Source organism: Streptomyces sp. NPDC101776 (genome assembly GCF_044766845.1).
In the GTDB taxonomy this organism is placed as follows: Bacteria; Actinomycetota; Actinomycetes; order Streptomycetales; family Streptomycetaceae; genus Streptomyces.
This window is the reverse complement of the sequence record NZ_JBIWMV010000002.1, coordinates 280828-302750: the sequence shown is the minus strand read 5'-3', so window position 1 is coordinate 302750 and position 21923 is coordinate 280828. Positions and strand designations below refer to the sequence as shown.

Sequence of the window (21923 nt, the reverse complement as noted above, 5' to 3'; positions counted from 1 at the left end):
CTCCGGGCCGGGGGGTCGCATTCCCGCCCGGCCCGAAGGCCTGGATTCCCTGCGAAGATCGGGGATGGAGATTCAGGAACGCCCCGGGAAGAAGATCTTCACCTCGCGGTCGGCGGACTCCTCCGAGTCCGAGGCGTGGATCAGGTTCTCGCGCACGATGACACCGAAGTCGCCGCGGATCGAGCCCGGCGCGGCGGCGATCGGGTCGGTCGGACCGGCCAGCGCGCGGACGCCCTCGATGACCCGGTCGCCCTCGACGATCAGGGCGAGCACCGGCCCGGAGGCCATGAACTCCATCAGCGGCTCGTAGAAGGGCTTGCCCTTGTGCTCGCCGTAGTGCTGCTCCAGGGTGTCCTGGTCCAGGGTGCGCAGCTCCAGCGCGGTGATCTGCCAGCCGGCCTTGCGCTCGATGCGGCTGATGATCTCGCCGGTCAGGCCACGACGGACGGCGTCGGGCTTGAGCAGGACGAGGGTGCGCTGGGTCACGACAGGACTCCTTCTGATCATGATGGTGCGGGTCGGCTCATGGTCGTGTCACGGTCGTCTCACGACAAGGCCGAGGCTACAGGGCGTGTCCATGCGGCCATTACGCAACGTCAGGTGTATGGAGTCACGCCGCGCCGGGAGTGGTGGAGTCGGCCTGCGCGGCCTGTGCCGCTTGTGCCGCGAACCGCGCCTTCGCCTCGTCGATCTTCCGGCCGTAGTGCACCGACGCCCACCACAGGGCCGCGAAGATCGCCCCGAGGAAGAACATCGACGGGACGACGAAGCCGGACGCGATCAGCGCGATCTGGAGCGCCCAGCCGAGCGCGATGCCGCCCGGCCGGGTCACCACGGCGCACAGCGCGACGGACAGGAACATCGCGATCCCGCTGACCGTCCACACCGTGGCCGTGGTCAGATCGGGGTCCTTCATGGCGACCAGACCGGCGAAACCGATCACGAAGAACTCGCCGATGAGTGTCGAAGAACAGAGCGTACGCACGGAAAGTCAGCCCCTCCCCAGGAGCAGTCGGGCCTCACCCACGGTGATGACGGAACCGGTGACGAGCACACCGCCGCCCGCGAACTCGCCGTCCTCCTCGGCCAGCGTGATCGCGGCCTCCAGAGCGTCCGGCAGCCGCGGCTCGACCTGTACCCGCTCGTCGCCGAACACCTCGACGGCGATCGCGGCCAGGTCGTCCGCGTCCATCGCGCGGTGACTGGAGTTCTGCGTGACGACGACCTCGGCGAACATCGGCTCGAAGGCTTCGAGCAGCCCGCGCACGTTCTTGTCGCCGCTGGCCCCCACCACCCCGATCAGCCGGCTGAAGTCGAAGGCCTCGGCCACGGCTTCGGCGGTTGCACGGGCGCCCGCCGGGTTGTGCGCCGCGTCGAGCACCACCGTCGGCGACCGCCGCACCACCTCCAGCCGCCCCGGCGAGGTGACGGACGCGAAGGCCTTCCGCACGGTGTCGATCGCGAGCGGATCGGGCCGCTGCGCCCCCACCCCGAAGAACGCTTCTACGGCGGCCAGGGCGACGGCCGCGTTGTGCGCCTGGTACGGCCCGTGCAGCGGGAGATAGATCTCCTCGTACTCCCCGCCGAGCCCGCGCAGGTTGACGACCTGCCCGCCGACGGCGACCTGCCGGGACACGACCCCGAATTCGAGCCCCTCCCGGGCCACGGTCGCGTCCACCTCGACAGCCTTCTTCAGCAGCACCTGCGCCGCGTCCACCGGCTGCTGCGCCAGGATCACGGTCGCGTCCTGCTTGACGATGCCGGCCTTCTCGGTGGCGATCTCACCGGTCGTCCCGCCGAGGCGGTCGGTGTGGTCGAGATCGATGGGGGTGACCACGGCGACGTCCGCGTCGATGACGTTGGTGGCGTCCCAGGTCCCGCCCATCCCGACTTCCACGACGGCCACATCGACGGGCGCGTCCGCGAACGCGGCGTACGCCATGCCCGTCAGCACCTCGAAGAACGACAGCCTGAACTCCTGCTGCGCGTCCACCATTTCGATGTACGGCTTGATGTCGTTGTACGTCTCGATGAAGCGCTCGGCGGAGATCGGGGCGCCGTCGAGGCTGATGCGTTCGGTGATCGACTGGACGTGGGGCGAGGTGTAGCGGCCGGTGCGGAGTTCGAAGGCGCCGAGGAGGGCCTCGATCATGCGGGCCGTGGACGTCTTGCCGTTCGTCCCCGTGATGTGGATCGAGGGGTACGAGCGCTGGGGGTCGCCCAGGACGTCCATCAGCGCGGCGATACGGGTGACCGAGGGCTCCAGCTTGGTCTCGCCCCAGCGGGTGGCCAGCTCTGCCTCCACCTCGCGCAGGGCCTTGTCCAACGCGGGGTCCTCGGGGCGGCCGGGGACGTCTGCCTCGGGGGCGCCGGTGCCCTGGGTGCGGAGGGTGCGGCTGCCGGCCTCGATGACCGCGAGGTCGGGGTCGCGGTCGGTCTCGGCCTCGATGATCTCGTCGAACGGGTCGCTGTCAGTCACGTGGGTCAGTCTACGGAGGTCGGGGTCGCCTTTCGTCTGCGGGCCCGTGGGGGCCGGTCGCGCCCACGCGGCGGAGCCGCATATCGATACAGCCCCGCGCCCCTTCAGGTACGGCAAGGCGCCCGGTGCTCGCAAGCACCGGGCGCCTTCACCGCCCTGAAAACCCTTACGCCTGCGGCAAGCCGTCCAGCTGGGCCTTGATCCGCTCGATGTCCTCGTCCGCCTTGGACAGGCGGCCCCTGATCTTGTCGACCACGTTGTCCGGGGCCTTGGCCAGGAACGCCTCGTTGCCGAGCTTGGCCGTCGCCTGGGCCTTCTCCTTCTCGGCGGCGGCCAAGTCCTTCGCGAGGCGCTTCCGTTCCGCCGCCACGTCGATCGTGCCGGACAGGTCGAGGGCGACCGTGGCACCCCCGACCGGCAGGGTGGCCGTCGCCGCGAAGGCGTCGCCCTCCGGCTGGAGGCGGAGGAGCTGGCGGATGGCGGCCTCGTGGGGAGCGAGGGCCGTGCCGGTCAGGGTGAGGCGGGCCGGGACGCGCTGGCCGGGCTGGAGGCCCTGGTCGGCGCGGAAACGGCGGACCTCGGTGATGACCTGCTGGAGCGTCTCGATCTCCTTCTCGGCGGCGGTGTCCCGGAAGCCGCTGTCCTTCGGCCAGTCCGCGATGACGATCGACTCGCCGCCCGTCAGCGTCGTCCAGAGCGTCTCCGTGACGAACGGGACGATCGGGTGCAGCAACTTGAGGGTGACGTCGAGGACTTCGCCCAGGACGCGGCCGGAGACCTTCGCGGGCTCGCCGCCCGCCATGAACGTGGTCTTCGACAACTCGACGTACCAGTCGAAGACTTCGTCCCACGCGAAGTGGTACAGCGCGTCGGAGAGCTTGGCGAACTGGAAGTCGTCGTAGAGCGCGTCGACTTGGGAGACCGTCTTGTTGAGACGGGAGAGGATCCAACGGTCCGTGGCCGACAGCCGCTCGGCGGGCGGGAGTTCGCCCTCGATCGTCGCGCCGTTCATCAGCGCGAAGCGCGTCGCGTTCCAGATCTTGTTGGCGAAGTTCCGGGACGCCTGGACCCAGTCCTCGCCGATCGGCACGTCCGTACCGGGGTTGGCGCCGCGGGCCAGGGTGAAGCGGACGGCGTCGGAGCCGTACGCGTTCATCCAGTCCAGCGGATCGACCGCCGTGCCCGAGGACTTGGACATCTTCTTGCCGAACTGGTCGCGGACCAGACCCGTCAACGCGATGGTCTTGAAGGGGACTTCACCGTCCATCGCGTACAGGCCGAACATCATCATCCGGGCGACCCAGAAGAAGATGATGTCGTGGCCGGTGAGCAGGACGTCGGTCGGATAGAACTTCTTGAGATCCGGGGTCTGTTCGGGCCAGCCGAGGGTCGAGAAGGGCCACAGGCCGGAGGAGAACCAGGTGTCCAGGACGTCGGAGTCCTGGGTCCAGCCCTCACCGGTGGGCGGCTCGTCGTCGGGGCCGACGCAGACGACCTCGCCGTCCGGGCCGTACCAGACCGGAATGCGGTGTCCCCACCACAACTGCCGTGAGATGCACCAGTCGTGGAGGTTGTCGACCCAGTCGAAGTAGCGCTTCTCCATCTCCTGGGGGTGGATCTTGACGCGGCCGTCGCGGACCGCGTCGCCTGCCGCCTTCGCGAGCGGGGCGACCTTGACCCACCACTGCATGGAGAGGCGCGGCTCGATGGTCGTCTTGCAGCGGGAGCAGTGGCCGACGGAGTGGACGTAGGGCCGCTTCTCGGCGACGATCCGGCCGTCGGCGCGCAGCGCGGCGACGATCGCGGAACGGGCCTCGAAACGGTCCAGGCCCTCGAAGGGGCCGTGGACGGTGATGACACCGCGCTCGTCCATGACGGTGAGCGCTTCGAGGTCGTGGCGCTGGCCGATCGCGAAGTCGTTCGGGTCGTGCGCCGGGGTCACCTTGACCGCGCCCGTGCCGAACTCGGGGTCGACGTGGGTGTCCGCGACGACCGGGATGGTGCGGTCGGTGAGCGGCAGCTTGATGCGCCGGCCGACGAGGTGCTTGTACCGCTCGTCGTCGGGGTGGACGGCGACGGCGGTGTCGCCGAGCATCGTCTCGGCACGGGTCGTGGCGACGACGATGGTGTCGTCCCCCTCGCCGTACTTCATGGAGACGAGCTCGCCGTCGTCGTCCTGGTACTCGACCTCGATGTCCGAGATCGCGGTGAGACAGCGCGGGCACCAGTTGATGATGCGCTCGGCGCGGTAGATCAACTCGTCGTCGTAGAGCCGCTTGAAGATGGTCTGGACGGCCTGCGAGAGGCCCTCGTCCATGGTGAAGCGCTCGCGGGTCCAGTCGACGCCGTCGCCGAGGCGGCGCATCTGGCCGAGGATCTTGCCGCCGTACTCGTCCTTCCACTGCCAGACGCGCTCGACGAAGGCCTCGCGGCCCAGGTCGTGGCGGGACTTGCCCTCCTTGCCGAGCTCGCGCTCGACGACGTTCTGGGTGGCGATGCCCGCGTGGTCCATGCCCGGCAGCCACAGCGACTCGAAGCCCTGCATGCGCTTACGGCGGGTCAGGGCGTCCATCAGCGTGTGCTGGAAGGCATGCCCGAGGTGCAGGCTGCCCGTGACGTTCGGCGGCGGGATGACGATCGTGTACGGCGGCTTCTCGCTCTTCGCGTCCGCTTCGAAGTACCCCCGCTCGACCCAGCGCTCGTACAGCGGCCCCTCTACCTCGGCCGGCGCGTACTGGGTCGGCAGTTCGGAGTCGGGCGCTGGTGGCTGCTGCTGAGCGTTCTCGGTCACGGGCCCAGTTTAGGGGTGTCGCGGGGGTGTCCCGAAACGCGTTTGTTCTGTAACGGTGCGGCCCCCGATGCCATGCGGTTCCTGTGACTGGGCCAGGATGTCGGGATCACATAAGTATCTGGAGGGGAACCCAGAAATGAGCTACAACCAGCCGGGCCCGTACGGCGGGCAGCCCCAGCAGCCCGGTCCGTACGGACAGCCGGGTCCCTACGGCCAGCCGCCCCAGCAGGCGCCGCAGGGCGCCCCCCAGCCCGGCTACGGCTACCCCCAGCAGGCTCCCCCCGCACAGCCCGGTTACGGCTACCCGCAGCAGCCCCCGCCCCCGCAGGGCGTCCCGCCGCAGGGTCCCTACGGCCAGCCGCAGCCGCCGTACGGTCAGCAGGCGCCCTATGGCCAACCGCCGTACGGGCAGCCCCCGTACGGCGTTCCGCAGCCGCCGCCCGGCGGGAAGAAGAAGACCGGGCTCATCATCGGCGCGGTGGCGGTCGTGGCGGCCATCGGTGTGGGTGTGTACTTCGTCCTCGGCTACACCGGGTCCTCCGGCCTGGCCGACGACGGCCCGCACAAGCTGACGACACCGGCGAAGGTGCTCGGCGACTACAACCGGGCGACCAAGGACGGCGACACCAGCGACAGCGGTTCCTCGACCGTGAAGGACCTGGAGAAGAGCGGCATCAAAAACGGCACCGCGGTCTTCGGCGCCTACACGACGGCCGACCTGAGCGGGTACGACCCGGACGATCCCTCCACCGCGCCGGGCCAGACCGAACTCCTCACGGCCAAGGGCATCTCGCTCATCGGCGCCTACGGCAAGATCGCCGATCCCCAGGCGGCCCTGGACGCGTTCTTCGCGGACATCCAGAAGGACGTCAAGGAGAGCAACTCCTCCAACAGCAGCACGACGGGCAAGAGCGAGCTGGTCGGAGAGCCCGAGTCGGTCGACGTCGACGGCGCGGTGATGAAGTGCCAGGCGGCCAGGGCGACCAACCAGTTGACCAAGAAGACGCAGACCGACTGGTTCTGCGCCTGGGCCGACTACAGCACGATCGCGATGGTCTCCCCCGGTGACAACACGGGCGATGTGTCGAAGGACACCGCCGTCAGCATGACCACCAAGCTGCGCAAGGAAGTTCGGGTGACGCGCTGACGCCCCGACCGTCAACTACGAAGGGCGCCCGGTCAGTTGATGACCGGGCGCCCTTCGTGTCGTAGAAGAAGCTGGTTCCTGGCGGAAGCCGCTACGCCGTCTTCTGCTCGCCCGGGCCGCGGCCCCGCGCGTCGCGCGGGATCAGGGTCGGGTTGACGTTCGAGAGGACGACGTCCGCGGTGATGACGACGCGGGCCACGTCCTTGCGGGACGGCACCTCGTACATGACGCCCTGGAGGACTTCCTCCATGATGGCGCGCAGGCCGCGGGCGCCGGTCTGGCGGAGGATGGCCTGGTCGGCGATGGCTTCGAGGGCCTCGCGCTCGAAGTCCAGCTCCACGCCGTCGAGTTCGAAGAGGCGCTCGTACTGCTTGACGAGTGCGTTGCGCGGCTCGATGAGGATCTGGAGCAGGGCCTCGCGGTCCAGGTTGTGGACCGAGGTGATGACGGGCAGACGGCCGATGAACTCGGGGATCATGCCGAACTTGACCAGGTCCTCGGGCATGACGTCCTCGAACTGGTCCTTGGCCTGGAGCTCCCGCTTCGAGCGGATCGTCGCCCCGAAGCCGATGCCCTTGGCGCCGGCCCTGGACTCGATGAGCTTCTCCAGGCCCGAGAAGGCGCCGCCCACGATGAACAGCACGTTCGTCGTGTCGATCTGGATGAACTCCTGGTGGGGGTGTTTACGGCCGCCCTGCGGCGGGACCGAGGCCGTCGTGCCCTCCAGGATCTTCAGCAGGGCCTGCTGGACGCCCTCGCCGGAGACGTCGCGGGTGATCGAGGGGTTCTCGCTCTTCCGCGCGACCTTGTCGATCTCGTCGATGTAGATGATGCCCGTCTCGGCCTTCTTGACGTCGTAGTCAGCGGCCTGGATGAGCTTCAGCAGGATGTTCTCGACGTCCTCGCCGACGTAGCCCGCCTCCGTGAGCGCGGTCGCGTCGGCGATCGCGAACGGCACGTTCAGCATGCGGGCCAGGGTCTGGGCGAGGAGGGTCTTGCCCGAGCCCGTGGGGCCGAGCAGGAGGATGTTGGACTTCGCCAGCTCGATGGCGTCCTCGCGGTTCTGGCCGCCGCCGTGCTCACCGGCCTGGACGCGCTTGTAGTGGTTGTACACCGCGACCGAGAGGGCCTTCTTCGCCGACTCCTGGCCGACGACGTAGCCCTCCAGGAACTCGTAGATCTCGCGAGGCTTGGGGAGTTCCTCCCAGCGCACCTCGCTCGTCTCCGCGAGTTCTTCCTCGATGATCTCGTTGCAGAGGTCGATGCACTCGTCGCAGATGTACACACCGGGCCCTGCGATGAGCTTCTTGACCTGCTTCTGGCTCTTGCCGCAGAACGAGCACTTGAGCAGATCGCCGCCGTCACCGATGCGTGCCACGGTGTGCTTCCCCTTCGCCTGGGAGTCGCCTGGGTCCAGCGGCTCCTGGTGCTGCCTTATGTCCGACGGTACCTTGCCGGGCCCCCCGTTCGGGCCCCCCTTGGCACGGTTCACTTCCACGTGGACCGTGCCGAGGGGTGGTGGACGATACAGGTCCGGGTCAGCGGACGTCGGCGTTGTTCATCTTCCGGGTGGAGATGATCTGGTCGATGAGGCCGTACGCCAGGGCGTCCTCGGCCGTGAGGATCTTGTCGCGCTCGATGTCCTCGCGGATCTTCTCCAGCGGGGTCGTCGAGTGCTTGGCCAGCATGTCCTCGAGCTGGGCACGCATGCGGAGGATCTCGTTGGCCGCGATCTCGAGGTCGGAGACCTGGCCCCGGCCCGTCTCGCTGTAGGGCTGGTGGATCAGCACGCGCGCGTTCGGCAGCGCCATGCGCTTGCCCGGCGTACCGGCGGCCAGCAGGACGGCGGCGGCGGACGCGGCCTGGCCCATGCAGACCGTCTGAACGTCCGGCTTCACGAACTGCATCGTGTCGTAGATCGCAGTCAGGGCCGTGAAGGAGCCGCCCGGGCTGTTGATGTAGATCGAGATGTCGCGGTCGGGGTCCATCGACTCCAGGCACAGCAGCTGCGCCATGACGTCGTTGGCCGACGCGTCGTCGATCTGGACACCGAGGAAGATCACGCGCTCCTCGAAGAGCTTCGCGTACGGGTCGTACTCACGCACGCCCTGCGAGGTGCGCTCCACGAACCGCGGGATCACATAGCGGGATTCGGCGGCGGGAGCCGTGTATTCGGCGCGTGCGTGCTCGTACAGGCCGTTGCCGGGGAAGTCGTTCACTGTCTCTCTCCTGGGGGCTGTGGCGGTCGGCTGGGGGCTGTCCTGGGGCACTCAGGCCCCGGTGCCGCCGCCGCCCGGCATACCGGCGGCCGTGGGCATGATGTCGTCGATGAGGCCGTACTCCTTGGCCTCGATCGGGTCGAACCAGCGGTCACGGTCCGAGTCGCGGGTGACCTGCTCCACCGTCTGGCCGGTGTGGAAGGAGGTCAGCTCCGCCATCCGCTTCTTGGTGTGCAGCAGCCGCTCGGCGTGGATCTTGATGTCCGACGCGGAACCGGCGAGGCCGGCCGAGGGCTGGTGGATCAGGATCTCGGCGTTCGGCAGCGCGAAGCGCTTGCCGGGGGTGCCCGCGCTGAGCAGGAACTGGCCCATCGAGGCCGCCATGCCCATGGCGATGGTCACCACGTCGTTCTTGATGTACTGCATGGTGTCGTAGATCGCCATGCCCGCGGTGATCGAACCACCGGGGCTGTTGATGTACAGAAAGATGTCCTTCTCCGGGTCGGAGGCAAGGAGCAGCAGCTGCGCGGTGATCTTGTTGGCGATGTCGTCGTCGACCGCCTGGCCGAGGAAGATGATCCGCTCACCGAGCAGTCGGTTGTAGACCTGGTCGCCGAGGCCACCGATAGAGGGCTCGCCGGCGGCTGTAGGCATCAGATTCGTCACGTATCCACCTGCTCGTCTTTACGACGGCGCCGGGCCGTCTCACCGTGTACTGCCGGGGGCAATGGGGACTCCCCTGCCCTCGTATTCATGGACCCTAACGCGCGGGTCCCTTCGGAGAATCCCGCAAAGGGAACTGTTCGCTGTCAGCACATCGCGCTGCGCTGGCCTGAGCGGAATCCCCTGCGGTGGGGTGGGTGCGGTCCGTGGCGGGGCTGCGGGTCGGTGGGGGCTGAGCGCGCCCACGCGGCGGAGCCGCGAATCGATACAGCCCCGCGCCCCTTCAGGGCGCGCCAGTGGACGGTACGACAAAGGGCCCCGGGGCTTGATGCAAACCCCGGGGCCCCTCGTGCGCTGCTTACGCCTCAGCGGGCTCCTCGGCGGCGGCCTCGACCGTCTCGGTGGCCGTCTCGGCCTCCTCCTCGTCCTCGAGGTCGACGATCTCGCCGTTGGTGTCCTTGACCGTGGCCGCCTCTACGACGACCGCCAGGGCCTTGCCGCGGGCCACCTCGCCGACCAGGAGCGGAACCTGGCCGCCTTCGACGACCGCCTGGGCGAACTGGTCGGGGGACATGCCGGAGGAAGCCGCGCGGCGCATGAGGTGCTCGGTGAGCTCCTCCTGGTTGACGTTCAGCTTCTCCTTGTTGACGAGCTCGTCGAGGACGAACTGCGTCTTGATGCCCTTGACCGCGGCGTCCTTGGTCTCGGCGTCGAACTCCTCGGCCGTCTTGCCCTGGATCTCGAGGTACTTCTCGAGGTCGAGGCCCATCTGACCGAGCTGGTGGTGCTCCAGGTTGTGCTTACGGGTGTTGATCTCGTCCTCGAGCAGCTTCTCGGGGACGGGCACCTCGACGAGCTCCAGCAGCTTCTCCAGGACGCGCTCCTGGGCCTGCGTGGCCTGGTCGTACTGCTTCATGTTCTCGAGGCGCTTGCGGCTGTCCGCGCGCAGCTCCTCCAGGGTGTCGAACTCGGAGGCGAGCTGTGCGAACTCGTCGTCCAGCGCGGGCAGTTCGCGGGCGGCGACCTGGGTGACCTTGACGGTGACCTGGGCCTCCTGGCCGGCCGCGGAGCCGCCCTTGAGCTCGGAGGCGAAGGTGGCCTCGCCACCGGCCTCCAGGCCCGTCACGGCCTCGTCGATGCCTTCGAGCAGCTCGCCGGAACCGATGGTGTAGGAGACGCCCTCGGCGACACCGTCCTCCAGGACCTCTCCGTCGACCTTGGCCTCCAGGTCGAGGGTGACGACGTCACCGTCGACGGCGGCGCGCTCGACCGGGGAGGTCGCCGCGAAGCGCTCGCGGAGCTGCTCGACCGACTCGTCGATGTCCGCTTCGCTGACCTCGACGGCGTCGACCTCGACCTCGATGCCCGAGTAGTCCGGGATCTCGATGGTCGGGCGGATGTCGACCTCGGCGGTGAAGTTCAGCGTCTCGCCGTCCTTCAGCTCCGTGATGTCGACCTCGGGCTGGCCGAGCGGGTTGAGCTCCGCCTCGTTGACCGCCTCGGTGTAGAACTTCGGAAGCGCGTCGTTGACCGCTTCCTCCAGGACCGCACCGCGGCCGAACCGCTGGTCGATGACGCGCGCCGGGATCTTGCCCTTCCGGAAGCCCTTCACCGTGACCTGCTGGTTGATCTTCTTGTACGCCGCGTCGAGGCTGTCCTTGAGCTCCTCGAAGGGCACCTCGATGCTGAGCCGAACCCGGGTCGGGTTCAGGGTCTCCACGGCGCTCTTCACGGTTCGGTCTCCTTGGGGGCTGACTTCTTGGGTTGCGGACCCAGACAGGTCCGGCGGTTTCTGGTCGCCCGGAGGACTTCAAAGTGTGAGAGACACACGGGCGCGCAGCTTGCATAGTAGCCGCAGCGGCTGGACGCCCCAAAAGGCGATCTCGCGAGGTCCTCGTGTGGTATCGATCCTGCTGCCGGTCCGGCTACCGGTCCTGTCGCCGGTCCCGAAGGTCCGGCATGTGGTCGGGGTGGCGGGATTTGAACCCACGGCCTTCCGCTCCCAAAGCGGACGCGCTACCAAGCTGCGCCACACCCCGTCTGGTGCGACACGAAGGCTACATGCCCGCAGACGGTGAGGCCTCCGCATTTCACGAGCACCGGAGTGCCGGGCGGGGCATGGAGAAGGCGGTGTGCGCGGAGGGCACCCGACCCGCTACGATGCCTTGTGTGCCGCGGTCTTCTCACCTGCGGCGCGTCGTGTGCGGGCGTAGCTCAATGGTAGAGCACTAGTCTTCCAAACTAGCTACGCGGGTTCGATTCCCGTCGCCCGCTCCAGGCATCTCAGGGCCAGGTCGGAGGGTCGTTTCCTCTCACCTGGCCCTGAGTCGTTCCCGGGGTCTTCCCCGGTCATGACTCAGAAACCGGGTCCGGGACTCAGAAGCTGATCGAGTTGATGGTCTCCGCCAGCGAGTTTATGAACCGGTTGATGGACGGGGCCATACCGGTCGAGGCGAGGAAGAAACCGAAGAGGATCGCGACTATGGCTGGGCCAGCCTTGATCGATCCCCCTCGGATCAACACCACCAGGATGATCGCCAACAGCAGCACCACAGACAGTGAAATGGCCACAACTGATCACACCCTCGGTCGGTCCGCTCTGCCGGCCCTGGGACGCAGTACCGCGCACCCCCGCCAGAACCATCGTGCCACCAACGCGGCCCACCTATGCGGCGGGTGACGCATCGTTGGTCGCAAAGGTTCGGAAGGGACGCGTTCGCAGTTCCTTCGCACTCTTGGCACCGGCACACGAACAGGCCTTTCCGGTGTGCCGGTTTGCGCCTTTTGATCGGGATGAATCGTGACATCGTGAGCAGATTCCGGACGCGAGCCCGATGGTTTCCGCGATTTCCACAGGCAACGCTAGGGTGCCTCAGATGTTCCACGCCGACACGCCCGCGGGCCAGAACGAACAGAGCAAACAGAACGAAAAGAGCGAACTGACCAAACCGCGCGACGCGTTCTTCGACAACGCGAAGTACCTGGCGATCCTGCTGGTCGCCATCGGGCACTCCTGGGAGCCCCTCAAGGGCGGCGACCGAGTGCTGCAGGGGCTGTACCTCGTCGTGTACAGCTTCCACATGCCGGCCTTCATCGTCATCTCCGGCTATTTCTCCCGCAGTTTCGACATGAGCCCCGCCCGGCTGAAGCGGCTGCTGACCGGTGTCGCGCTGCCGTACATCCTCTTCGAGATCGCCTACTCGCTCTTCGGCCGCTACGCCAACGACGACCCGCACCAGCGGATCACCCTCCTCGATCCGCTGTATCTGACCTGGTTCCTCTGCGCGTTGTTCATCTGGCGGCTGACCACCCCGATCTGGAAACTGGTCCGCCATCCGCTGCCGATCGCCCTCGGCATCGCCATGCTCGCCTCCTGCACCCCGGACATGACCGACGACTTCGATCTGCAGCGGCTGGCGCAGTTCCTGCCGTACTTCGTGCTCGGTCTGGTCCTGAAGCCCGAGCACTTCGTGTGGGTGCGCCGGCGCGCGGCGCGGGTCCTGTCCGTGCCGGTGTTCGTGAGCGCGCTGGCCGTCGGCTACTGGGCGGTGCCGCGGATGAACGCCGGCTGGGTCTACCACCACGACTCCGCGCAGGAGTTCGGCGCGCCCTGGTGGGCCGGGCCGGTGATGATGCTGCTGATGTTCGGCTGCTCGCTGCTGCTGACGGCCGGCTTCTACTCCTGGGTGCCGGGCCGCACGACGTGGTTCACGGCGCTCGGCGCGGGCACGCTCTACGGCTATCTGCTGCACGGCTTCCTGATCAAGGGCGCCGGTTACGCCGGCCTGTACGACCACGCCTGGCTGCACCGGCCCTACGGCGTCGCCCTGGTGACCGCCCTCGCGGCCACCGCCGTCACACTGCTGTGCACCCCGCCCGTGCGGCGGGTGTTCCGCTCGATGATCGAGCCGGACATGGAGTGGGCGTTCAAGCGCGACGCGGCCGAACCGGCCCGCGACCGCACGCGGTTGGAGCGGCCTGTCGTACGCGAGAAGGTCGGCGTCTAGTCCGAGGGCCCCAGGCCGAGAAGTGCGCGCATGCGTGCGTACTTCTGGGTCAGCCGGGTCCGGGTCGCCCCGTCGAGGACCGCGAGACGGGCCGGGTCCGCGTTGTGCGCCAGGTCCGCCTCCTTCACGAGGAGCGCGCCGGGGGTCGCGAGAATGCGCCCGGCGTACGCCTCCGGGAGCTCGCCCACCTGCTTGGTGACCGCGAGCACGATGTCCTTCGTACGACGGGACAGCGCGGCCTCCTCCAGCCATCGCCCGGTGAAGGCGTCGTCCTCCACGGAGTCGTGCAGCCAGGCCGCCGCGACCTGGTCCGGATCCCCGCCCCGCGCGCGTACACCCTCCGCCACGGCCTGGAGGTGCTCGGCGTAGGGGCGCCCCGCCTTGTCGGTCTGGCCCTCGTGGGCGGTGCGGGCGAGGGTCTCGACCTCGGTCACCGTGAGGAGTGCGGTCATCGCGGCAGCGCCTGGGCCGCCGCCGTGGGGCCTTCGCGGCAGACCAGCAGCAGGGCACGGTCGTCGTTGACGTCCTTGGCGACCGCCTCGATCAGATGCCAGGCGGCGCCGTGGAAGCCGCCGGCCACATAGCGGTCGGCCTCGCCAGTGAGGCGGTCGATGCCCTCGACGATGTCGCGGTCGGAGGTCTCCACCAACCCGTCCGTGAACAGCATCAACACGTCCCCGGGCCGCAGCGTCCCCTTCACAGGGTCGAACTGCGCGCCGTCGTACACACCCAGCAGCGGCCCCTCGGCCGCCTTCTCCTCCCAGCGGCCGCTGCCCGCGCTGAGCTGGAGGCCCGGCGGATGGCCGGCGGAGAAGAGTTCGTAGTCGCCGGAGTCGAGGTCCAGGACGAGGTGGATCGAGGTCGCGAAGCCCTCGTCCCAGTCCTGGCGGAGCAGATAGCCGTTGGCGGCGGGCAGGAACGCGTGCGGGGGCAGCGAGCCGAGCAGGCCGCCGAAGGCGCCCGACAGCAGCAGGGCGCGGGAGCCCGCGTCCATGCCCTTGCCGGAGACGTCGGTGAGGACGACCTCCATGGTCCGGCCGCCGTTCGTCCGGGCCGCGACGACGAAGTCACCGGAGAACGACTGCCCGCCCGCCGGCCGCAGCGCCATCTCCCGGTGCCAGCCCTGCGGCAGTTGCGGGAGCTTGCTCTGCACCCGGATCCGCTCGCGCAGGTCGAAGAGCATGGTGCCGCCGCGCCGCCAGGGCACACCCACCCGGCTGCGGAACTGCGCGATCAGCAGCCCGAAGAAACCGCACGCGGCCACCACGAGCACCACACCCGGGGTCACCCGCGCCGGGCCCTCGGTGTACGGGCCGAGCTTCACCGACTCCACGATCAGGCCGGTGGCCGCCGCCGCGTACAGCCCGAGCAGGCTCGCGGGGCGCAGCAGCAGGCCGCCCGCGACGATCGGGAGGACCAGCGCGTTCGGCGAGCACCACACCGGGTTGGCGAGGGTCATGACCACGATCACCGGGATCGTGATCAGCAGCCCGGCCAGCGCGACCCAGTCCGAACCGTCCCCGCGGAAGTAGTCCACGGCACTTCTGCGCAGGCCGGTGCGGACCCGGTGAACCAGCTTCCTCAACCGGGCCATGAACGTGTCGGCCTCCGCGCGCCGCTCTCGTCCTGCTGCCATTAGTTCGGGACCCTATCCATCCGACCAGCCGCTTGGCACGGGAGGTCCCACTTGTCCCCCCTGCGAGGTTCAACTTCACAGTGAACTTCACCAGAGGCTCCTGTGCGGGCCCCCGGCGGAAATTCCCTGGCTCGTCCCGCAATGCGCTGATAGGCATGGGTCATGGGCACAGTTGCGAAGAACACACCGACCGGGCGGACCGAGCTGCGGGTACTGCGCCAGGACGAGTGGGACACCTGGTACGACAACCTTGTCAGCGCCTTCGGTGCCGTCCCGGAGTCGGCCGAGGAGCGTGAGCTGACGCGCGGGCTCACCGAGTTCGACCGCTCCCTCGGCGTCTGGGACGGGGACGCGTGCGTGGGGACGGCGGGCGCGTTCGGTTTCCGGCTCACCGTGCCCGGTGGCGCCTCGGTGCCCGCCGCGGGCGTCACGATGGTCAGCGTGGCCGCCACGCACCGGCGCCGCGGCATCCTCACCTCGATGATGCGCCGGCAGTTGGACGACGTACGGTCCTGGGGTGAGCCGCTGGCCGTGCTGACGGCCTCCGAGCCGGTGATCTACGGCCGGTTCGGGTACGGCATCGCGACGATGGCCATGGCCGCCGAGATCGACACCGACCGCGTCCGGCTCTCGGTGCCGCCGGGCACGGACGACGTAAGGCTCCGGTTCGCCGACCCCGTCGCCGCACGCGACCGGTGCGAGGCGGTGTACGCGCGGCAGGTTTCCGGACGCCCAGGGATGCTCGCGCGGCGGCCCGGGTGGGAGAACGAGCCGCTGCTGGACCCGGAGAGCGAGCGGCAGGGTTCGTCGCCGCTCCAGTGCGTGCTCGCCGAGCGGGACGGTGAAGTCGTCGGCTACACGCGGTACTTCGTCAAACCCGAGTGGGACCTGCAGGGCCCCAAGGGGACCGTACGGCTGCGGGATCTGGAGGCGCTGGACCCGGCGTCGTACGCGGCGCTGTGGCGGTTCCTCTGTGAGATCGACCTGACGGGGAAGGTGGCGATGTACAGCCGGCCCGTCGACGACGCCTGGCAGCATCTCGTCTCCGACATCCGCCGGTGCGCGATCCGGCAGCGGGACTCACTGCACGTACGGCTGGTGGACCTGGGGGCCGCGCTGGAGGCGCGCACGTACCAGGCGCCCGTGGACGTCGTGTTCGAGGTCGCGGACGCCTTCTGCCCCTGGAACGAGGGGCGTTGGCGGCTCACCAGCGACGCGAAGGGCGCGGCCTCCTGCAAGCGCACCGAGGAGGAGGCGGATCTCGCCCTGTCCGTACGGGAGTTGGGGGCCGCGTATCTCGGCGGGGTGTCCCTCGTCTCGCTCGCGGGCGCCGGGCGGGTGCGGGAGCTGCGGGCCGGGGCGCTGGCGGAGGCGTCACTGGCGTTCGGGTCGACGGTCGCGCCCTGGCTGCCGCACGGGTTCTAGCACCGCCTACGTCAACTGCCCTACTTCTTCTGGCAGTCGGGGCACCAGAACAGGTTGCGGGCGGCGAGGTCGGCGGTGCGGATCTCGCCGCCGCAGATGTGGCAGGGGCGGTTGGCCCGGCGGTAGACGTAGACCTCGCCGCCGTGGTCGTCGACGCGGGGCGGGCGGCCCATCGCCTCAGGGGTGTGTTCGGGGCGGACGGTGTCGATGCGGTTGTTGCGGACGCCCTCGCGCATCAGGTCGACGAGGTCGGTCCAGATCGCGTCCCACTCGGCGGGGGTGAGGTCCTTGCCCGCGCGGTACGGGTCGATGCCGTGCCGGAAGAGGACCTCCGCGCGGTAGACGTTGCCGACGCCCGCGATGACCTTCTGGTCCATGAGGAGTGCGGCGATCGTCGTACGGCTGCGGGAGATACGGCGGTACGCGGCACCCGGGTCGGTGTCCTTCGGCGGGCGCAGCGGGTCGGGGCCGAGGCGGTCGTGTATCGCCTGCTTCTCGGTGTCCGTGATCAGGGCGCAGGTCGTGGGGCCGCGGAGATCGACGTACGACGTGTCGTTCACGAGGCGTAGGCGGACGGTGTCCGTGGGCGGGGGTGCGGGGGCTCCGCCGAGGTTCACCTTGCCGAAGAGGCCGAGGTGGATGTGGATCCAGTCGGCGTCCCGGAAACCCAGGAAGAGATGCTTGCCGTGGGCTTCGGTGCGGGTGAGTTCCGTACCGTTCAGCAGTGCGGCGGCGTCGCTGAACTTGCCCTGGGGACTGGTGACTTGCACTGCTCGGCCGCTGAAGTGACCGCCGTAGTCCAGCGCAAGCCGATGAATCGTGTGCCCCTCTGGCACCTGCCGAACTCCCTTTCCCACCCGCCCACCCACCCGTCTCGATTCCTCGACGGGTGGGCCTTGAAAAGACTTCCTACTGCTGCGGGTGGTGCGCCGGAATCTCCGGCAGCTTCCCCGTCGCCTCGTACTCCACCAGCATCTCGATCCGCCGAATGTGCCGCGGATCCTCGGAGAACGGCGTCCCCACGAACGTCTCGACGAACTTCGTCGCCTCCTCGCGCGAGTGCATCCGCGCACCGACCGCGACGACGTTCGCGTTGTTGTGCTGCCGCCCGAGCGACGCGGTCTCCTCGCTCCAGGCGAGGGCCGCCCGCACGCCCTTCACCTTGTTCGCCGCGATCTGCTCGCCGTTGCCCGAGCCGCCGATGACGATGCCGAGGGCATCGGGGTCGGCGGCCGTGCGCTCGGCGGCGCGGAGGCAGAAGGGCGGGTAGTCGTCCTGGGCGTCGAAGATGTGGGGCCCGCAGTCGACGGGCTCATGACCCGCCTCCTTGAGCCACTCGACGAGGTGGTTCTTGAGTTCGAAGCCCGCATGGTCGGAGCCGAGATACACGCGCATGGGTCGAGTGTGACATGCCTGTTTCGGGGCAGCAGCGCGGGGGGCTGATCCAGAAAACGGGCGGCAACACTACAGCCACCCGAAGGAACCTCAAGAAAACCTCAAGTAACGATCAGGAATCAAAGGTTCACTAATCACTTTGCCTCCGATTCACTGGACCGTCTTGTTCAACGGCGCAAAGGAATTTCCCCCCATGACTGCCCCCAAGACTGATGGTTCCGGCACTGACGGTTCCGGCCCTGGCGGTTCCGGCCTCCAGGCAGGACTCAAGAACCGGCATCTGTCGATGATCGCGATCGGCGGCGTCATCGGCGCCGGTCTGTTCGTCGGTTCCAGTTCCGGCATCGCGACCGCGGGACCCGGCATCCTTCTCTCCTACGCGCTCGTCGGCACGCTCGTGGTGCTGGTGATGCGCATGCTCGGTGAAATGTCGGCCGCGAACCCCACTTCCGGCTCGTTCTCCGCGCACGCCGACCGCGCGCTCGGCCGCTGGGCAGGTTTCTCGATCGGCTGGCTGTACTGGTTCTTCTGGGTCGTCGTGCTCGCCGTGGAGGCGACCGCCGGCGCCAAGATCCTCGAAGGGTGGATCCCCGCCGTACCGCAGTGGGGGTGGGCACTCATCGTGATGGTGGTGCTGACCGCCACGAACCTCGTATCGGTCGGCTCCTACGGCGAGTTCGAGTTCTGGTTCGCCGGGATCAAGGTCGTCGCGATCGGCGCGTTCATCGTCGTCGGCGCGCTGGCGGTCTTCGGCGTGCTGCCCGGCGCCCACACCGACAAGGCCGGCCTCGGCAACCTCACCGACCACGGCGGTTTCCTGCCGAACGGTCCCGGCGCGATCCTGACCGGCGTCCTGCTGGTCGTCTTCTCCTTCATGGGCAGCGAGATCGCGACGCTGGCCGCCGGTGAGTCGGAGGACCCGCAGCGCGCGGTCACCAAGTCGACCAACAGCATCATCTGGCGGATCGGCGTCTTCTACCTCGGCTCGATCTTCATCGTCGTCTGTCTGCTGCCCTGGAACGACCCGTCGATCAAGGAGCAGGGCTCGTACGTCGCCGCCCTCGACTCCCTCGGCATCGCGCACGCCGGCCAGATCATGAACTTCATCGTGCTGACGTCGGTACTGTCCTGCCTCAACTCCGGTCTGTACACGGCCTCCCGCATGGCGTTCTCGCTCGGCGGCCGGGGTGACGCGCCGGCCGCGTTCGCCCGCACCACCTCGCGCGGTGTGCCGATGGCGGCGATCATCGCCTCGGTCGTCTTCGGCTTCGTCGCGGTCTTCTTCAACTACGCCTTCCCGGACACCGTCTTCCTCTTCCTCGTCAACTCCTCAGGCGCGGTGGCCCTGTTCGTGTGGCTGGTCATCTGCGCGTCGCAGCTCCGCCTGCGCCGGATCATCGAACGCGAGTCGCCGGAGAAGCTCGTCGTACGGATGTGGCTGTTCCCGTATCTGACCTGGGCGACGATCGCCCTGATCGTGTTCGTCCTCGGCTACATGCTCACCGACACGGAGGGCGAGAGCAGCGGCCGTACGACCGTTCTGCTGTCCCTGATGGTCGCGCTGGCCGTGGTGGCGGTCTCGGTGATCAAGGAGCGGGTGCGGGTGCGGGGCGGGGACGCGGTCACGGCCGCCGACCCGGATCCGAACACGGACAAGGTGTCTGTGGGCTGAGGCCGTTCACAGCACGACGAAGCTGTTCCTGACCTTGTCGTAGGTCTTCAGGGCCCGGGTCTCCACGTCCGGCTGGTACCAGGTGTTGATCTGGTACGACTTCCCGTCCTCGTCGAAGCCGAGCAGCCGGGCGTGCCAGGCGATGCCCTTGAGCGTGAACGTGTACTCCCAGATCACCGCCGGGTGACCCCTGAACGTCGTCCTGTCGAGGCGGATCTTCCGGTAGTCCGCCCCCTGTTGAGCGTTCCGCTCCGAGGCCTCCCACGTCTCCATCAACTCGCCCCGGGCGAGGGACGACTTGCCGACGAGCTCCTGACTGCCGTCCGGGGAGGTGTAGTGCACCTCGGCCCCCGTCTTCAGATCCCGCCGCCACCCGGCGGGCGTGGCCCACGCGAACCCGCCCGCCTCACGGTGCGTGCCAGGGGGGAGGGTCTGGGGGCGGGAGGTGCCTTCGACTGTGGGCGGCGGGGAGGTGGCTGTCGGGGACGCGGACGGTTCGGTCGAAGCCGATGAAGTCGCCGAGGCCGATGACGTTGATGAGCTTGACGAACCTGATGAAGTGCTGGACGAGCCACCGGAGTTGGCGAGGATCGTTCCGACGACCGCGCCTACGACCACCATGGCAGCGGCGGCGATCAGTCCGACACGGCGGCGCGTACGAGTACGGGTGCCGCGTGGGGTGAACGGCTCGGCGGAGTCCGGGAGTTCGCTGCCTGTCGGCGGTGGCGCCGGGCGGGGCAGGCGGGCGGGGTGCGGGCCCAGGGCGGGGCGCCGCGACGCCGAGCGGGGAGTGCGCGGGCGCCCCGGGTCGGGGTGCGGTGGCGCCGGGCGCGGGGCCGGTGGGTGGTCCGGGAGGGGGATGGGCTTCCGCTCGGTCAACGCTTCGGCTGGTTCGGCTGGTTCGGCTGGTTCGGCTGGTTCGGCTGGTTCGGCTGGTTCGGCTGGTTCGGCTGGTTCGGCTGGTTCGGCTGGTTCGGCTGGTTGAGCATGCCCGCCGGGCTCGGCTTGCTCGGCGAGTTGAGCCGGTACGACGCGCTCGGCGGGTTTCGCGACTTGGGGCTGGTCGACGCGTCCGGCCTGCTCGGCGGGTTGGGCCTGTTCAACACGCCCGGTCTGCTCGGCGAGTTGAGCCAGTGCGGCCCACTCGGCCGGATTCGCGACCTGAGGCTGTTCAAGACGTCCGGCCTGCTCTGCGAGTCGGACCTGATCAACACGTGCGCCCTGCCCGGCGAGTTGAGCCGGTGCGGCCGGTTCGGCGGCGGGTTCGGCTTGCTCGGGGTGTTCGGCGCGCTCGGGCTGCTCGGTGCGGGCGAGGGAGACACCCGCCCTGCGGGGAGCGGACGGCCGGGAGTTGTGCTCAGCGGCGGGACGCTGCGTCGGTATCGCGTCCTCAACGGGGTCGGGATCAGGGTCGTACAGCCGGGGATCGCGTGCCGCGCGGACGAGCGACGGCTCCAGGAAAGTCAGGGTGGGCGACTCTCGATAGGCCTCGGGAGCCTCGGGCTCCGCCGCCGACTCCAAGTCCAAGTCCAAGTCCAAGTTCGGGTCCGGGTCCAGTTCCGCCGAACCGGATTCCTCAGCCCCCTGAACCGCCTCCTCCCCCTCCCCCTCCTCCCTCGGAAACGCGACCGGCGTCAGCGCCCCCTCCACCTCCTCCAACCCCGGCCGAACCACAGGGTCCTTCTCCAGCAGCTCGGCCAGCACTCCCCTCAACGGACCCGCCGCCGAGGGGAGTTCGGGCTCCTCGTACAGAACCGCGTGCAAGGTCGCCATCGTGGTGTCGCGGGTGAACGGTGAGCGGCCGCCGAGCGCCGCGCAGAGGGTCGCGCCCAGCGACCAGAGGTCCGAGGGCGGTCCCTGGGGACGGCCGGAGATCCGCTCGGGGGCCATGTAGTCGGGCGAGCCGACGAGCATGCCGACCATGGTGAGCGCCTTGGCGTCCTGGATCGCGGCGATGCCGAAGTCGGTGAGCACGACCCGTCGGCCGCCGCTCTCGACGAGGACGTTGCCGGGTTTGATGTCACGGTGCAGGACGCCTCCCGCGTGCACCTGGCGCAGCGCGGCCACCAGACCGAGCCCGATCCGGGCGACCTCGCGCGGACCGAGCGCGCCGTCGTCCGCGAGGATGCGCTCCAGGGAGCGCCCGACGACCAACTCCATGACGATCCACAGGCGTTCGCCCTCGTCCACGACGTCGTAGACCCGCACGACGTTGGGGTGGTCGATGCGGGCCGTCGCCCTCGCCTCGCGCAGGGTGCGCTCGCGGCGGGTGCGGGTGTCCTCCGCGTCGAGGCCGTCTATCCGCATTTCCTTGACCGCGACCTGCCGGTGCAGCATTTCGTCGGCGGCTCGCCACACCCGCCCCATTCCCCCCTGACCGATACTTTCGACCAGCCGATAACGCCCGGTCACCCATAGCCCCGGAGTTCCGCCGCCCCTCAAGTTCCCCGTATTACCCGCATTCCCCGGCAATCCGCTGCACCCCCACA

Annotated in this window: 18 protein-coding genes and 2 tRNA genes; 5 read left to right on the top strand and 15 right to left on the bottom strand. The window is 68.9% G+C overall.

Annotated elements, in window-relative coordinates; translation table 11 throughout:
• Window positions 1–72: 72 nt before the first annotated feature.
• The 4 genes from ndk to ACIRRY_RS07135 all read right to left on the bottom strand — a co-directional run bounded on the left by ndk (window position 73) and on the right by ACIRRY_RS07135 (window position 5270).
• Complete coding sequence (gene ndk / locus ACIRRY_RS07150) at window positions 73–486, bottom strand: nucleoside-diphosphate kinase (RefSeq protein WP_403968837.1); 414 nt, start codon at window positions 484–486, stop codon at window positions 73–75.
• Between the two features lie 124 nt (window positions 487–610).
• Window positions 611–985 carry a DUF4233 domain-containing protein gene (locus ACIRRY_RS07145; RefSeq protein ID WP_403968835.1) on the bottom strand — a complete coding sequence of 125 codons (375 nt, stop codon included), beginning with the start codon at window positions 983–985 and terminating at the stop codon, window positions 611–613.
• A gap of 6 nt (window positions 986–991) precedes the next feature.
• Complete coding sequence (locus ACIRRY_RS07140; RefSeq protein ID WP_403968833.1) at window positions 992–2479, bottom strand: bifunctional folylpolyglutamate synthase/dihydrofolate synthase; 1488 nt, start codon at window positions 2477–2479, stop codon at window positions 992–994.
• A gap of 166 nt (window positions 2480–2645) precedes the next feature.
• On the bottom strand, window positions 2646–5270 hold the full coding sequence (locus ACIRRY_RS07135; protein ID WP_403968831.1) for a valine--tRNA ligase: 2625 nt from the start codon (window positions 5268–5270) through the stop codon (window positions 2646–2648).
• Window positions 5271–5406: 136 nt separating this feature from the next.
• On the opposite strand from ACIRRY_RS07135, the gene ACIRRY_RS07130 reads away from it, so the two are divergent.
• Window positions 5407–6417, top strand: a complete 1011-nt coding sequence (locus tag ACIRRY_RS07130; RefSeq protein WP_403968829.1) for a hypothetical protein — start codon at window positions 5407–5409, stop codon at window positions 6415–6417.
• Window positions 6418–6508: 91 nt separating this feature from the next.
• On the opposite strand, the gene clpX is transcribed toward ACIRRY_RS07130, so the two are convergent.
• The 5 genes from clpX to ACIRRY_RS07105 form a co-directional block, all read right to left on the bottom strand.
• Window positions 6509–7795 carry an ATP-dependent Clp protease ATP-binding subunit ClpX gene (gene clpX / locus ACIRRY_RS07125; protein WP_328683355.1) on the bottom strand — a complete coding sequence of 429 codons (1287 nt, stop codon included), beginning with the start codon at window positions 7793–7795 and terminating at the stop codon, window positions 6509–6511.
• Window positions 7796–7955: 160 nt separating this feature from the next.
• Window positions 7956–8636: an ATP-dependent Clp protease proteolytic subunit gene (locus tag ACIRRY_RS07120; protein WP_329249762.1), complete on the bottom strand. Its 681-nt coding sequence runs from the start codon at window positions 8634–8636 to the stop codon at window positions 7956–7958.
• Between the two features lie 51 nt (window positions 8637–8687).
• Window positions 8688–9290 carry an ATP-dependent Clp protease proteolytic subunit gene (locus ACIRRY_RS07115; RefSeq protein ID WP_329265356.1) on the bottom strand — a complete coding sequence of 201 codons (603 nt, stop codon included), beginning with the start codon at window positions 9288–9290 and terminating at the stop codon, window positions 8688–8690.
• A gap of 367 nt (window positions 9291–9657) precedes the next feature.
• Window positions 9658–11031, bottom strand: coding sequence for a trigger factor (gene tig, locus ACIRRY_RS07110; protein WP_403968826.1), 1374 nt, complete (start codon window positions 11029–11031; stop codon window positions 9658–9660).
• A gap of 230 nt (window positions 11032–11261) precedes the next feature.
• Window positions 11262–11338, bottom strand: a tRNA-Pro gene (locus tag ACIRRY_RS07105).
• A gap of 164 nt (window positions 11339–11502) precedes the next feature.
• On the opposite strand from ACIRRY_RS07105, the gene ACIRRY_RS07100 reads away from it, so the two are divergent.
• Window positions 11503–11576 (top strand) — tRNA-Gly (locus ACIRRY_RS07100).
• Window positions 11577–11675: 99 nt separating this feature from the next.
• Here ACIRRY_RS07100 and ACIRRY_RS07095 read toward each other — a convergent pair.
• Window positions 11676–11870: a hypothetical protein gene (locus tag ACIRRY_RS07095; RefSeq protein ID WP_026151384.1), complete on the bottom strand. Its 195-nt coding sequence runs from the start codon at window positions 11868–11870 to the stop codon at window positions 11676–11678.
• Window positions 11871–12175: 305 nt separating this feature from the next.
• On the opposite strand from ACIRRY_RS07095, the gene ACIRRY_RS07090 reads away from it, so the two are divergent.
• On the top strand, window positions 12176–13306 hold the full coding sequence (locus ACIRRY_RS07090; RefSeq protein WP_403968824.1) for an acyltransferase family protein: 1131 nt from the start codon (window positions 12176–12178) through the stop codon (window positions 13304–13306).
• Here ACIRRY_RS07090 and ACIRRY_RS07085 read toward each other — a convergent pair.
• Window positions 13303–13758 carry an HD domain-containing protein gene (locus tag ACIRRY_RS07085; protein WP_403968822.1) on the bottom strand — a complete coding sequence of 152 codons (456 nt, stop codon included), beginning with the start codon at window positions 13756–13758 and terminating at the stop codon, window positions 13303–13305. The genes ACIRRY_RS07090 and ACIRRY_RS07085 overlap by 4 nt on opposite strands.
• The gene (locus ACIRRY_RS07080) at window positions 13755–14942 is read right to left on the bottom strand and encodes a PP2C family protein-serine/threonine phosphatase (RefSeq protein WP_403968820.1); all 1188 of its coding nucleotides are present in this window, start codon (window positions 14940–14942) and stop codon (window positions 13755–13757) included. The genes ACIRRY_RS07085 and ACIRRY_RS07080 overlap by 4 nt, the downstream gene beginning before the upstream one ends.
• Before the next feature lie 162 nt (window positions 14943–15104).
• Between ACIRRY_RS07080 and ACIRRY_RS07075 the strand changes: the two genes are divergently transcribed.
• Window positions 15105–16367 carry a GNAT family N-acetyltransferase gene (locus tag ACIRRY_RS07075; protein WP_403968818.1) on the top strand — a complete coding sequence of 421 codons (1263 nt, stop codon included), beginning with the start codon at window positions 15105–15107 and terminating at the stop codon, window positions 16365–16367.
• Window positions 16368–16387: 20 nt separating this feature from the next.
• Here the strand turns inward: ACIRRY_RS07075 and ACIRRY_RS07070 are convergent, their stop codons facing one another.
• A complete protein-coding gene (locus tag ACIRRY_RS07070) occupies window positions 16388–17203 on the bottom strand; it encodes an Fpg/Nei family DNA glycosylase (RefSeq protein WP_403968816.1) in 816 nt (271 codons plus the stop codon).
• A gap of 73 nt (window positions 17204–17276) precedes the next feature.
• Complete coding sequence (locus ACIRRY_RS07065; RefSeq protein ID WP_403968815.1) at window positions 17277–17762, bottom strand: ribose-5-phosphate isomerase; 486 nt, start codon at window positions 17760–17762, stop codon at window positions 17277–17279.
• 193 nt (window positions 17763–17955) lie between these two features.
• On the opposite strand from ACIRRY_RS07065, the gene ACIRRY_RS07060 reads away from it, so the two are divergent.
• On the top strand, window positions 17956–19434 hold the full coding sequence (locus ACIRRY_RS07060) for an amino acid permease (RefSeq protein WP_403968813.1): 1479 nt from the start codon (window positions 17956–17958) through the stop codon (window positions 19432–19434).
• Window positions 19435–19440: 6 nt separating this feature from the next.
• Here the strand turns inward: ACIRRY_RS07060 and ACIRRY_RS07055 are convergent, their stop codons facing one another.
• Entirely contained in the window at window positions 19441–21792 is a 2352-nt protein-coding gene (locus ACIRRY_RS07055; protein ID WP_403968811.1) for a protein kinase, read from the bottom strand.
• Window positions 21793–21923: the final 131 nt, after the last annotated feature.

Excerpts from the sequence above, each read along its gene's own strand:
- ACIRRY_RS07085 (WP_403968822.1), bottom strand. The coding sequence starts at position 13,758 with ATGACCGCACTCCTCACGGTGACCGAGGTCGAGACCCTCGCCCGCACC.
- ACIRRY_RS07090 (WP_403968824.1), top strand. The coding sequence starts at position 12,176 with ATGTTCCACGCCGACACGCCCGCGGGCCAGAACGAACAGAGCAAACAG.
- ACIRRY_RS07075 (WP_403968818.1), top strand. The coding sequence starts at position 15,105 with ATGGGCACAGTTGCGAAGAACACACCGACCGGGCGGACCGAGCTGCGG.
- ACIRRY_RS07080 (WP_403968820.1), bottom strand. The coding sequence starts at position 14,942 with ATGGCAGCAGGACGAGAGCGGCGCGCGGAGGCCGACACGTTCATGGCC.
- ACIRRY_RS07060 (WP_403968813.1), top strand. The coding sequence starts at position 17,956 with ATGACTGCCCCCAAGACTGATGGTTCCGGCACTGACGGTTCCGGCCCT.
- ACIRRY_RS07130 (WP_403968829.1), top strand. The coding sequence starts at position 5,407 with ATGAGCTACAACCAGCCGGGCCCGTACGGCGGGCAGCCCCAGCAGCCC.
- ACIRRY_RS07115 (WP_329265356.1), bottom strand. The coding sequence starts at position 9,290 with ATGCCTACAGCCGCCGGCGAGCCCTCTATCGGTGGCCTCGGCGACCAG.
- ACIRRY_RS07065 (WP_403968815.1), bottom strand. The coding sequence starts at position 17,762 with ATGCGCGTGTATCTCGGCTCCGACCATGCGGGCTTCGAACTCAAGAAC.